Origin of the sequence: Leptotrichia hongkongensis (genome assembly GCF_007990635.1) — a bacterium.
In the GTDB taxonomy this organism is placed as follows: Bacteria; Fusobacteriota; Fusobacteriia; order Fusobacteriales; family Leptotrichiaceae; genus Leptotrichia; species Leptotrichia hongkongensis.
Genome location: NZ_AP019846.1, coordinates 1,694,525 through 1,707,618, shown reverse-complemented (window position 1 = coordinate 1,707,618; position 13,094 = coordinate 1,694,525). Strand labels below are relative to the sequence as shown.

Genomic DNA, 13,094 nt, shown 5'->3' with positions numbered 1-13,094 from the left:
AAGTCTATAAAATAGTAAATTGTTTAAGAAATGAGAAATAAAAAATGAAAAAATTTATTGGATTGGATGTGGGAGATGTCAGAATTGGAGTTGCAAAATGCGATCCTTTGGGAATTCTTGCAACTGCTCTCGAAGTAATTGACAGAACAAAGACAAATCCTGTTGAAAGAATAAAGGAAATATTAGATGATGAAGGCACAAAAAAAGTTGTTGTGGGAATGCCAAAGAGCCTTGATGGCACAAAAAAACGTCAGGTGGAAAAAGTAGAGGAATTTGTGGAAGAGTTGAAAAAGAATATTCCAAATATTCAGATTATCTTTGTGGATGAGCGTTACACAACAACAGAAGCTGAGCATTATCTAAAAAACTATTCCAAAAAAAATGGAAAAGAACGTAGAAAAGTAGTAGATATGGTTGCAGCGTCAATAATTTTGCAGAAATATCTTGATACATTGACTTAAAAACTCTAAATGTAAAATTTTTAATTAGAATAACAATTAAATTTTATTATAAGCGTTGATGTATTTTAAAATAAGCAAAATTTCGTTAAAAGAAAAATAGCTGTTTGAGCTTTTGGAATAAATTTTGAAATATATTTAATTATTTATATTAAAAATAATTGAAATTGAAAAGCGAGTTCTATTTTTCTTTTATAAGAAAGTTTTGTGTAAAGTCGGGATGCAAGGACATGGCGTTTGATGTCCTTGCTTAAATAAAACTTAAAAATAAATAAAACTTAAAAAGTAATAAAAATATATTTATTTTAAAATGTATTAAACATATTTATAAGAATAGTATTTAAATAAAATAAAAAAGAAAGGATGATAAAAGGAGACACTAAAAATCACATTATGTTTGGTTACTTTTGGTAATTTTTGTTCCAGCTCTTATTTTGTACTTTAATAAAGTAAAACTGGGACTTGATTTACGTGGTGGAACATCAGTTGTATTACAGGCACAGGGGAAAATTGAGCCTGATACAATGAGCAAAGTTAAAAATATTATTGAAAGAAGGGTAAATAGTATTGGAGTTGCTGAGCCTGTTATTCAGCTTAGTGGAAATGATAAATTGATAGTGGAGCTTGCGGGGATAAAAGATCCTCAAAAGGCTATTGAATTGATTGGTACGACAGCAAAACTTGAGTTTAGAATAAAAAATAAGGACGGTTACGGGCCTGTTTTATTAGAAGGTTCTGCATTAAAGACAGCAGGAGTTTCTAGAGATCAGGTTGGGATGCCTTCTGTAAGTTTTGAATTAAATTCACAAGGAGCAAACACTTTTGCTAAGATTACAAGGGAGAATATAGGAAAACAGCTGGCAATAATGCTTGATAACAAGGAACAGTCAGCACCTACAATTAACAGTGAAATTAACGGAGGAAGCGGAATTATAACTGGAAGATTTTCAATCGAAGAAGCAAATAATCTTGCAAATCTGTTAAAATCAGGGGCATTGCCTGTGGAAATTAAAATTGTTGAAAATAGAACAGTTGGAGCGACACTTGGAGTAGATTCAATAAGACAGACTGGAATAGCTGGGCTGATTGCTCTAGGTGTAATTTCAGTATTTATGATTGCTATTTATAAAATACCTGGAATTGTTGCAGATATAGCACTTTTAATAAATGGAGTTCTAGTTTTAGGATTACTTAGCGGAATCGGTGCGGCGTTGACACTTCCTGGAATTGCAGGATTTATATTAACATTAGGAATGGCAGTTGATTCAAATGTAATTACTTATGAGAGAATAAAGGAAGAATTACGGTTTGGAGAATCGCTTCATGATGCAGTTGAAAGAGGTTATGAAAATGCTTTTCCTGCCATAATTGATGGAAATTTGACTACAATGCTTGTGGCGGCTGTGCTGTTTTTCCTAGGAACTGGGCCAATTAAAGGATTCGCAGTAACATTGGCACTTGGTGTGGTTGCTACTGTAATTACAGGAGTATTTGTTTCAAAAATATTTTTGAAATTATTCATAAAAACATTTAACATAAAAAGAGAACAGCTGTTCTGGAAAGGAGCTTTAAATGAAGATTAATTTAAAAGTTATACAACGTAGAAACCTTTATTTAGGTATTTCAGCAATAATGGTTATAGTTTCATTGATTTCGCTGTTTGCAATAAAGCTAAATCTTGGTGTAGATTTTAAAGGTGGAGAATTAATTCAGTTAAAATATGATAAGAAAATTGATCAAAATGCAGTAAATGAGACATTAAACAGTTTAATTGGCGAAATTCCTAAATTAAAGGCAAAAAGAGTTCAGTTTTCAGATACAGATAATACTGTTATCATAAGAACAGAACAGCTTGATAATACACAAAAAACAAAAATAATGTCAGAATTAAGCAAAAAAACTGGTAAATATGAAGTTGTAAAAAATGAAACTGTGGGAGCAGTAATCGGTAAGGAATTAACTGCAAATGCAATTCAGTCTTTAATAATAGGAAGTATCCTGATTATTATTTATGTTACTATAAGATTTGAGTTTGTTTATGCTCTGGCAGGAGTTATAGCACTTATTCACGATGTTATTATTGCCTTTGGAGTTATTGCGATACTTAAATATGAGATTGATACTCCATTTATAGCTGCAATTCTTACAATTTTAGGATATTCTATTAATGATACGATTGTTGTATTTGATAGAATTCGTGAAAATATTCAGAAAAATAGAAAAGGTAAAAATAAAACTGTGGAACCATTTGATCTTGTTATTGAAAAATCAATAAATCAAGTGTTCACAAGATCGATTTATACTTCATTGACAACTCTATTTTCAGTAATTGTACTTCTGATTTTAGGTGGAGATACATTAAAAACATTTAGTATGACTCTATTTGTAGGAATGCTTGTTGGAACGTATTCATCAGTATTTGTAGCAAGTCCTTTAGTTTACATAATGAAAAAAGGTAAAAATGAGCCTAAAGTTAAAGATGTTATAAAAAGTTCTGGTAAAACAGTAAATGGATATGATGAAAAAGATAAAGTACTGGTATAATTAAAAATAAAATGATAAATTTAGAAGGTGAATTGAAAAATGCGATGCTGGGCAGAAATAAATATAAATAATCTATATAGCAATGTTGATGAAATTGAAAAAATTGTAGCAAAGGATAAAATAATAGCAGTTATAAAAGCAGATGCTTACGGGCATGGAATGCTTGAAATTTGTAATGCTCTTATAAAAAAAGGGATTAAGAATTTTGCAGTTGCAACAAGTGACGAAGCGCTTAAAATAAAAGAACTTCATGATGATATTATGGTGCTGATATTAGGACCTGTGGAAAATGAGTACATGGATTTGATTGCTGATAAAAATATTTATTTTATGGTAACAGATTTTGAGGAAATAGAATATTTGGAAAAAACTGGAAAAGAAAAAGGGAAAACTACAGATGTGTTTATAAAGATAGATACAGGAATGGGACGTGTAGGCTTTCAGGAAAGTGAGACTGAAAAACTGAATGAAATTCTTAAAAATTCCAGTCATATTAATCCAATAGGAATTTTCTCGCATTTTTCATCATCGGATAGTGACAAAGACTATACAAAATTGCAGGAAAGCAAATTTAAAGCAATGTGTGAAAAAATATCAAGTGGGATATCATCAATAAAATACAGACATCTGCACAACAGTTTTGGAACTTTGAAGTTTCAAGATAGCATAGAAGATTTTGTGAGAGTGGGAATTATACTTTATGGAGGGGTTACAGACAAAGAAACAGCTCCGTATAAATTTAAGCCAGTAATGTCTCTCTTTGCAAAAATCAGCTATATAAAGACATTAAAGGAAGATAGTTTTATAAGTTATGGAAATACATATAAAGGAAAAGCTGGAAAAACCTATGCTACAGTTTCTATTGGATATGCTGACGGAGTAAGACGTGACTTGTCAAATAAAGGCTATGTTTTTTATAAAGGATATAAATGTGAAATTGTAGGACGTGTCTGTATGGATCAGCTTATAATTTTACTTCCTGAAGAATTGAAAAATGAAGCTAAAAAAGGCGATGTTGTAGAATTTTTTGGTGAAAATATAAGTGTTGTAGAGGTTGCTGATTTATGTAATACTATTTCGTATGAGATTTTATGTGGAATAAGTCAGAGAGTGCCTAGAATTTATGTGGAAAAATAGAGGTAGGGAAAATGATGCTGGATATTGGCTTTATAGTTTTACTGATAATATTTATTTTTCTTGGATATAGAAGAGGATTTTCTTTGGAATTTTTCAATATGTTTAAATATATTTTTATTATTTTTATAACAAATTATATTTGTAAACTTTTTTTTAATTCAGAGAAAATTAAACCTCAAAATCAGTTAAAAATTTTTGTTATTATAGTTTTAGTCCAATGTATTGTCTATTCTGTAGTTCTTATAGCCAATAGAAAATTTTTAAAAAGTATAAAAATAAAAAGATTTGATAAATTTTCTGGAATGATATTCGGAATAATGGAGTTATTCTTTGTTGCAGTTATTGTTTATATTACAGTAATTACAGGATCTATAGGAAGTAAAAGAATACGTGAAATAAGGGACAAAAGCCTTTCTGTTCAGTTTATGACAAAACATGCATTAAAATTTGCAGATTCTTTTCCAAAATTCATAAAAGATGATGTGGAAAGATATGTTGTTAGCCAGAGAGAGAAAGAAGTAATAGATGACGTTTTAAATAATTATAAAAATCCAAAATCAGATAAATTTGAAAAAACAAAAGATATTGAATAAACACCTTGGTACAGAAATAAAAAAATGATTATTAAGATAAAAAGAAAAATAAAAAAGGAAAATTGATAAAAATGAAAATAATTGACAGATATATTTACAATTCACTTTTTTTGCCGTCAATATTTGGAATTAGCATATTTACATTTATTATGATGTTAAATGTGATAATGGAAGTTATGGAACGTCTGTTTGCAAGTGATTTGCCATTTATATCTATAATAGACTATCTATTTTATGCTATACCGGGAGTTCTTGTGCAGACAATACCTATGGGAGCATTTCTTGGGGTTATGCTTGTTTATGGAGGACTTTCAGAAACGAATGAAATCGTTGCAATGGAAGGTTCTGGAATAGGACTTTTTAGAATAATCCGGCCAGCATTTATTTTTGGAATAATATTGACGTTGATTGGCTTAGGACTTGAAATATATGTAAATCCCCGTGCTTTAAAAAATATAAATGCACAGACAAAACAAATTCTAGCTTCAAAACCAAGTTCATTGTCAGAGGAAAAAGTTTTTTTGACAAATGAGGAAAAAGGTTTCGGATTTTACATTGATGAAGTAAATAATGAAAAAGCTACGGCTAAGAATTTCCTGATTATAAATAAACGTGGAGATAATCCATATCCTATAGTATTTCTTGCAGAAAATGCAAAATTTGATCCAGGAATTATACGATTGAAGAAAGTAAAAGGATATGCTTTTGATAAAGACGGTAATAGCCAAGTTTCTGCTTTGTATCAGGAGCAGGAAATACCAATCACTACTTTTTTTAGGGAAAATAAGAAGGAAGTTAAAAAAAGCCGTAAAGAGATGGATATAAAAGAATTGAATGAATTTTATAAACAGAATATAAAAAATCCTGAAGAAAAGGAAACTGCACTAAAAGCACAGGTAGAAATTTACCAAAGACTTATAGGACCATTTGCAAGTACATTTTTATGCTGGCTGGGAGTACTGCTTTCGGTAGGGCATAGACGAAGTGGAAGAGGAATAAGTTTTGGAATAAGTTTGATTGTTATATTTGGTTATATAGGAATGGCAAGTTATGCAAAGATCATGGTGCTAAAAAATAATGTACCTGCAAACATTGCAATGTGGGTTCCTAATTTTGTTTTATTTATAATGTGCATATATTTTTCAATAAAGAAATATAAGGGAAATTAGCGAAAGGAGGAGTATGAATAAATTAGATAAATATATAATTCTAAACTATGTAAAAAGTTTTATTTTAGGAATGATGATGTTTTTCTTAATATTTTTACTAGCTGAAAGTATTAGTCTTACGGGATGGATTATGGACGGAAAGCTTAAAGGACATGACGCCATAAGATATCTGAGATACGGAACACCTGAAATAATAACAAATACAGCTCCTCTTGGAGTTCTGCTTGGAAGTCTTCTATGTATAAGCAAGATGGCAAAACAGCTGGAAATCGCAGCAATGAAAACAAGTGGAATCAGTTTCGCAAGAATAGCTTTATTTCCAATGATTTTTTCATTTCTTGTAAGTATGGGCGTATTTTGGTTAAATTACGACGCTTTAGGAAAATCAAACACTAAAAAAGAAAATTTAAAATCTTTAAAAATTGATAATAAGGAACCTGTCAAGGCGGAGAAAAAATTTATTTTTGTAAAAATTGACAAAAAAACAGTACTTTTTAGTGAACACGCAAATAAAAATACTGGGACCATGGAGAATATTGAAATACTGAAATTTGAAAAAGGCTTTAAGGAAATAAGCAAAATATACACTTCTCCTTTTGGAAAAATTAACCCCAAAACAAATGAATGGACTTTCAAAGACTTAAAGGAGTACGATGATAAAACTAATTTAATGAAGCCTGCTGATACAAAAAAATTCAAATTTATTGCAAAAATGGAGGATGTACTGGCAAGTCCAGTCAAGGCAAAAAATTTGACAATGCCTGAATTACGTGAAAAGGTAGTTTATTTTACAAGAGTTGGAGCAGATTCCTTAAATTTAAGAATAGAATTTTATTATAGAATATCTTTTGCATTATCTTCATTCGTTATGTGTCTAATTGGACTTTCACTAGGAAGTAGGTATGTAAGAGGGGGAGCAGCTCTAAATATAGGATTATCTGTAATAATTGGTTATGCCTATTACGGTGTCAGCACGATTTTACGTTCAATGGCAGTATCTGGAGCAGTTCCAATTTATGCAGCCTGTTTTATTCCATTAATTATATTTTTAATAGTTGGAATAAAATTATTTAGGGATTCTGAATACTAACGAGGATTTTTATCTCTATGAAATGAAAGTATGTTATAAATACTTATTTTTTAAGTTTTATTTTAATAAATTGACGTAGATTTTAGTTGTTCAACTACGATTGTCTGACGACTGAAAGGAGGAGTTTCGGAGTTGGGCAAATAAAAGTCGTAGTCTAGCCATAGGTGCAGGATTTGCGGCAATGAGCAATCCTGCAAAAAAAAGAAGAAACATAACAAAAATAGTAAAAACTGTTATTACGAAATAATAGGTATGGTATTTAATACCTTTGTGTTAAAAAATTAATATAAATAGATGAAAAATAAATATTAATTAGAATAAAATAAAAAAGAAGGGAATGGTATGATAGAGAAGATAAGGACAAATAGTGGAATAGAAGTTATTTTTGATAGGCTTGAAAGTATTTCTACCTGCTCAGTTGGAGTATTTGTAAAAACTGGCTCACGAGATGAAAGTGATACGGAGGAAGGAATCTCTCATGTACTGGAACATATGATTTTTAAAGGGACTCCTACTAGAAATTATTTTGAAATTTCTGAAGAAATTGATTATCTTGGGGCAAATGTGAATGCACATACGACTAAAGAAGAAACAGTTTTTTATATAAATGCCTTAACACAGTTTCTAGGAAAGTCTGTAGATATTTTGTTTGACATTGTTACAAATTCTACGATTGATGAAAAGGAATTGGAAAAAGAAAAAGATGTAATCGTGGAAGAAATTAAGATGTATAAGGATTCGCCAGATGATTTAGTATTTGAAATGAATTATGCAGACAGTATAAATGGGCAGTATGGAAAGCCTATTATTGGAACAGAAGCTAGTGTAAAAGGCTTTACTGCAGATGAAATCAGAAAATATTATAAGGAAAGATACACAAAAGACAATATTTTGGTTGTAGTTTCTGGAAATTTTGATAAAAATGAGATTATTCAGAAAATCGATCAATATTTTTCAAAATTAGGTGCTAAAAAGATTGATAGACGTGATAAAATAGATTTTTCATTTAATGCTGGAAAAAAATTGTCTCAAAAGATATAAATCAAGTTAATATCTGTATTTCTCATCAAAGTGAAGATTATAACAGTAAAAATAAAATATATACGGATATTTTAGCAAATATTATTGGTGGTTCAATGAGTTCTAGACTTTTTCAGGAAATCCGTGAGAAAAATGGACTTGCCTATTCTGTTTATACGTATAATCAATATTATTTATCAGGAGGCCTGACATCGACGTACATTGGAACGAATCTGGAAAATTATGAAAAGGCAATAGAAATAACGCTTTCAGAATTTAAAAAGTTACGTGAAAATGGAGTTACAGAAGATGAACTTCAGAAAGCAAAAAACAAATATATGAGCAGAATCGCCTTTGCAATGGAAAATCCACGTTCAAGAATGGGAATTATAGGAAATTATTATATTAGAAAAAATGAAATTTTAGATACTGAAAAAATGAAAAATGAAGTTAATGACGTAAAAATTGAGGATGTAAATACTTTTGCAAAAACGAAATATTTAGCAGAAAATATAACGGTTTTGGGAAATATCAATAACTAACTAACAAAATTTTTAATAGTGTACTTGAATTTTTTCAAAATTTAGTCAGTATTAGATTGAATAAATAGTTATAACTTTTAAACTTAGTTTTGAAGTAACTTTATTACTAAAAATAAGAATTAGGAGAAAAAAATGTTTCAAAAACAAAGATTAACTGACCGAATAAAAAATAGTATTTTTCGGATGGATAAAATGATTTTATCAATTGTTTATGCTCTTACAACAATTAGCACTATATTTGTATATAGTGCAACAAGGCAAAATGGTATGGTTATTAGGAACATTCTGTGGATTGCAATAGGAACAATACTAGTGTTTGCTATAGCTTCGATTGATTATAAAATTCTAAAATTATATATTTGGCATATTTATGGAATAGGAGCAGTTTTATTGCTGTTGGTTCGATTTGCAGGGAAAAAGACGCTTGGAGCACAACGGTGGATTGCACTGGGACCATTTCAGCTACAGCCGTCAGAATTTGTAAAAGTAGGGATTATTTTGATTATAGCGTACTGGATTGTAACAAGATACAGAGAAGGAATTAATAACTTAAAGGATATTATTGGTTCTATTCTTCCTGCACTACCGCTTATCTTATTAATCTTAATACAGCCTGATTTGGGAACAACACTGATAACAATTTCTTCATTTTTGTTTATGATTTTTTTATACGGTGCAGATATGAAGCCAATTTGGGTAATAGGAATTGTAGTACTTTTGTCAGTTTATCCAGTTTATAGATTTGTTTTGGACGATTATCAAAGAGACCGTGTCGAAACTTTTTTGCATCCTGAAAAAGATAGAAAGGGAAGCGGATGGCACGTAATTCAATCGAAAATTTCTGTCGGAGCAGGAGGAATAATGGGGAAAGGAGTTCTGCAAGGGAGTCAGAGCCGATTGGAATTTTTACCTGAAGCACAGACAGACTTTATTTTTTCAGTATTGTCTGAAGAATTAGGATTTGTAGGCTCTTCATTAGTCTTACTTTTATATTTTATGTTAATCTATGAGATTATGAGGATAGCCCGAATTATACAGGATGATTTTGGCCGCCTCATATTATATGGGTTAGCAGGAGTTATCTTTATGCATGTAATCGTAAATGTAGGAATGACAATTGGACTTGTTCCAGTTACAGGAAAACCATTATTGTTTATGAGTTACGGTGGAAGTTCATTTCTAGCTTCATTTATAATGATAGGAATAATTGAAAGCATAAAAATTCATAATAATTAAGAAATGAGGAAAATCTTGGAAAAAAAGGATGTTGTTGTAAATTCTGAGATGGAAGGAATGCGGCTGGATCGATATTTGAGAAAAAATTTTAAGGATGAGCCGCTTAGCAGAATTTTTGGGGCGGTAAGATCTGGAGATGTTAAAATCAATGGAAAAAAGTCAAAGGAGAACTATCGTCTCTTGTTAAATGATAAAATTACAATAAGAAATTTGTCTGCAGGAAATACTGAAAAAATAGCAGGAATTGAAAATTCAGGCAAAGTAAGAAATTTGAAGATTTCAGAAAACGAATTGCAAAAATATAAGAATATGATTATTTTTGAAAATGATGATTTTTTTATTGTGAATAAAAAGGAAAATATTCCGATGCATAAAGGAACAGGACATAACTATGGACTTGCTGAAGTTTTTAAGGCAATTTATAAAAGCGAAAATATTAATTTTGCGAACAGACTCGATTTTGAAACATCGGGTCTTGTTATTGGCTGTAAAACCTTAAAGTTTCTTAGATATATTTCTCAAAAAATTAGAGATAATAAAATTCATAAAAAATATTTTGCGATTGTTCATAATAGAAAGATAACTGAACATCCTAAGTTTAAAGAAAAAAATCTTAATTTGAAAGATTTTAAAATTGAAAATTATTTGACAACAATGGAAAATAAAGTTATTGTCTCTGAAAAGCCTATTTCAGGAGAGTCTAAAAAAAGTATCACTTATTTTAAGCAGATAAATCTTGATAAATTAAAAAATTCAAAAAAAATATTAAAATTACTAGAAAAAAATAATAAAAATATTTTACTTTTAGATATTGAACTGATTACTGGAAGGAAACATCAGATAAGAGCTCAACTTGCTCACGAAGGTCTTTTTATAGTGGGCGATAAGAAGTATGGCATAAAAGATGGAAGTAGCAGATTTTTTCTTTGCTGTTATTCACTTTCTTTTGACAACTATAATTTTTCGATTATAGACAAAGCATTTTTTTAAAAAGTATTTTTATCAAAGAAAAATCTAATATAAATGTAGTATCATATAAGGTATTGTAACACCTGTTATTTTAACTTAAAAATATAAAATTCTTGAGAGGTGAAGAAATGGGATTATTTTCAAGCAGAAAATCAAAAAATAAATATGTAACACTTACATCCAAATCAAAATTGACAGTTGATATTGTGGATGACAACAAGTGGAAAAAATGTAGTCAATGTAATGAGATTATTTATAATGAGGATTTGAAAAATAATTTAAATGTATGTCCAAAATGTGGAAATTATTTTAGGCTTACAGCTTTTGAAAGAATTGAGCTGTTAATTGATGAAGGAACTTTTATTGAGGAAGATATGACACTTAATTCAAAAGATGTATTAAATTTTCCTGGATACGAGGAAAAATTGGAATTAGCACGTGAGAAAAGTCGAATGTTAGATGGTGTTATTAGTGGAGTTGGAAAAATTAATGGACTAGAAGTGAGTATTGCCGCAATGGAATTTAGCTTTATGGGTGGAAGTATGGGATCTGTTGTTGGAGAAAAGATTACAAGGGCATTAGAAAGAGGGCTTAAAAGAAAAATACCAGTTGTAGTAGTTTCAAGCTCTGGTGGTGCAAGAATGCAGGAAGGAATCTTGTCACTTATGCAAATGGCAAAAACTTCAGGAGCAGTAAAAAGATTGAATGAAGCAGGAATTCCGTTTATTTCTGTACCTGTTGATCCGACTACTGGTGGAGTGACAGCTTCTTTTGCGATGCTAGGAGATGTTATTATAACAGAGCCAAATGCTTTTATTGCTTTTGCAGGGCCTAGGGTAATCGAGCAGACTGTAAATCAGAAATTGCCAAAAGGGTTTCAAAGGGCAGAATTTTTGCTAGAACACGGAATGATTGATATAATTTCAGAAAGAAAAGACTTAAAAACAACGATTTATAGAGTATTGGAAAAATTAGTGTAAGTTTTAAAATTTTTCAAACGAAAGGATAGAATATGAGTATAAAAGATGAAATTAAAGAATTGGAAGATAATATAGCCGAGTTAAAAAGATTTTCAGCTGAAAGAGACATTGATTTTTCTGCTCAAATAACAGAACTTGAAAAAAACCTCGAAGATAAATATAGAGATTTTGAGGAAAATGAAATGGATGCCTGGAATAGAATTCAAATTTCAAGAAATCCTCAAAGACCATATACTTTGGATTATATAAAAGAATTGACGCAGGATTTTGTAGAACTTCACGGTGACAGGCTTTCAAAGGATGATAATGCCATTGTAGGAGGGCTTGCAACAATTGATGGTTATAAAATAATGATAATAGGGCAGCAAAAAGGAAGAGATATTGAATCAAATATTTTTAGAAATTTTGGTATGGCGAGTCCTGAAGGGTATAGAAAGGCTCTTAGATTAATGAGAATGGCAGAACGTTTTAAATTACCAATTCTGACATTAATTGATACAGCTGGAGCGTATCCTGGAATAGAAGCCGAAGAAAAAGGGCAAGGAGAGGCTATTGCTAAAAACTTGGCAGAAATGTTTGGATTCCGTGTACCAATTATGTCTGTTGTTATTGGAGAAGGTGGAAGTGGAGGAGCATTAGGAATTGGTGTAGCAGACTCAATTTTAATGTTTGAAAATAGTGTATATTCTGTTATTTCCCCAGAGGGATGTGCCTCAATTCTTTTTAATGATTCAACAAAGGCTGCAGAAGCTGCAAAAAGTCTAAGAATGGATGCTATCAGCCTAAAAAGTCTTGGAATAATAGATGAGATCATAAAAGAGCCTTTAGGCGGAGCACATAGAAACTTTGAAGAAACAGCGCAAAATTTAAAAGAAATGGTTGTGAAGGAATTTAAGCGTATAGATAAATTTTCATTAAGGGAATTGCTAAAAAGAAGATATGATAAATATAGAAAAATTGGTGAATTTTTTGAAGAATAAAAATTTAAAATAATTATTTTGGGTTATCATAAGTGATTGATAATCCTTTTTTATTTAATCAATTTAGAATGATATACTATTTTCTAATAGGATTTAGTATTAGATTATTTTATTTAATAAACATTTTTTGCTATTTTTATTATATCTTTTCTTTTTTTATTTTCGTAGGATTGCTCATTGCCGCAAATCCTTACCTTGCAATAAATATTTATCCTAATAATTAAAATTATGGCAAGATTGCTACGCAATAACCTATGGCTAGTCTACGACATTTTTTTGCACTGACAAAAAACTCGCGATGCTCAAACAGTTTTGTCATCGCATAAAAATGCTCCGACGAATTAATTTATACTATATTTTATTAAAAAAAAGAAAA

At 30.1% G+C, this 13,094-nt stretch carries 13 protein-coding genes; all 13 read left to right on the top strand.

What is annotated here, in order from left to right:
• The first annotated feature begins 44 nt into the window (after nucleotides 1-44).
• The 13 genes from ruvX (at nucleotide 45) to FVE75_RS07980 (ending at nucleotide 12,718) form a co-directional block, all read left to right on the top strand.
• A complete protein-coding gene (ruvX, locus tag FVE75_RS08035) occupies nucleotides 45-461 on the top strand; it encodes a Holliday junction resolvase RuvX (RefSeq protein ID WP_147005994.1) in 417 nt (138 codons plus the stop codon).
• 404 nt (nucleotides 462-865) lie between these two features.
• A complete protein-coding gene (secD, locus tag FVE75_RS08030; RefSeq protein ID WP_147005993.1) occupies nucleotides 866-2,041 on the top strand; it encodes a protein translocase subunit SecD in 1,176 nt (391 codons plus the stop codon).
• Nucleotides 2,031-3,002 carry a protein translocase subunit SecF gene (gene secF / locus FVE75_RS08025; RefSeq protein ID WP_147005992.1) on the top strand — a complete coding sequence of 324 codons (972 nt, stop codon included), beginning with the start codon at nucleotides 2,031-2,033 and terminating at the stop codon, nucleotides 3,000-3,002. The genes secD and secF overlap by 11 nt, the downstream gene beginning before the upstream one ends.
• A 39-nt stretch (nucleotides 3,003-3,041) precedes the next feature.
• Nucleotides 3,042-4,139: an alanine racemase gene (gene alr / locus FVE75_RS08020; RefSeq protein ID WP_147005991.1), complete on the top strand. Its 1,098-nt coding sequence runs from the start codon at nucleotides 3,042-3,044 to the stop codon at nucleotides 4,137-4,139.
• 11 nt (nucleotides 4,140-4,150) lie between these two features.
• On the top strand, nucleotides 4,151-4,732 hold the full coding sequence (locus FVE75_RS08015) for a CvpA family protein (protein ID WP_147005990.1): 582 nt from the start codon (nucleotides 4,151-4,153) through the stop codon (nucleotides 4,730-4,732).
• A 71-nt stretch (nucleotides 4,733-4,803) separates the two neighbouring features.
• On the top strand, nucleotides 4,804-5,901 hold the full coding sequence (locus tag FVE75_RS08010) for an LptF/LptG family permease (RefSeq protein WP_147005989.1): 1,098 nt from the start codon (nucleotides 4,804-4,806) through the stop codon (nucleotides 5,899-5,901).
• A gap of 13 nt (nucleotides 5,902-5,914) precedes the next feature.
• Entirely contained in the window at nucleotides 5,915-6,991 is a 1,077-nt protein-coding gene (locus tag FVE75_RS08005; protein WP_147005988.1) for an LptF/LptG family permease, read from the top strand.
• Between the two features lie 342 nt (nucleotides 6,992-7,333).
• Nucleotides 7,334-8,032 carry a M16 family metallopeptidase gene (locus FVE75_RS11755; RefSeq protein WP_269472154.1) on the top strand — a complete coding sequence of 233 codons (699 nt, stop codon included), beginning with the start codon at nucleotides 7,334-7,336 and terminating at the stop codon, nucleotides 8,030-8,032.
• Nucleotides 8,014-8,553, top strand: a complete 540-nt coding sequence (locus tag FVE75_RS11750) for a M16 family metallopeptidase (RefSeq protein ID WP_332069809.1) — start codon at nucleotides 8,014-8,016, stop codon at nucleotides 8,551-8,553. Before FVE75_RS11755 ends, FVE75_RS11750 begins: the two co-directional genes overlap by 19 nt.
• A 132-nt stretch (nucleotides 8,554-8,685) precedes the next feature.
• Nucleotides 8,686-9,789, top strand: coding sequence for a rod shape-determining protein RodA (gene rodA / locus FVE75_RS07995; RefSeq protein ID WP_147005987.1), 1,104 nt, complete (start codon nucleotides 8,686-8,688; stop codon nucleotides 9,787-9,789).
• Between the two features lie 15 nt (nucleotides 9,790-9,804).
• Nucleotides 9,805-10,779 carry an RluA family pseudouridine synthase gene (locus tag FVE75_RS07990; RefSeq protein WP_172618800.1) on the top strand — a complete coding sequence of 325 codons (975 nt, stop codon included), beginning with the start codon at nucleotides 9,805-9,807 and terminating at the stop codon, nucleotides 10,777-10,779.
• Nucleotides 10,780-10,886: 107 nt separating this feature from the next.
• Nucleotides 10,887-11,738 (top strand): acetyl-CoA carboxylase, carboxyltransferase subunit beta, encoded by an 852-nt coding sequence (gene accD / locus FVE75_RS07985; RefSeq protein WP_147005985.1) that lies wholly within the window; start codon nucleotides 10,887-10,889, stop codon nucleotides 11,736-11,738.
• Nucleotides 11,739-11,770: 32 nt separating this feature from the next.
• Nucleotides 11,771-12,718, top strand: a complete 948-nt coding sequence (locus FVE75_RS07980; protein WP_147005984.1) for an acetyl-CoA carboxylase carboxyltransferase subunit alpha — start codon at nucleotides 11,771-11,773, stop codon at nucleotides 12,716-12,718.
• Nucleotides 12,719-13,094: the final 376 nt, after the last annotated feature.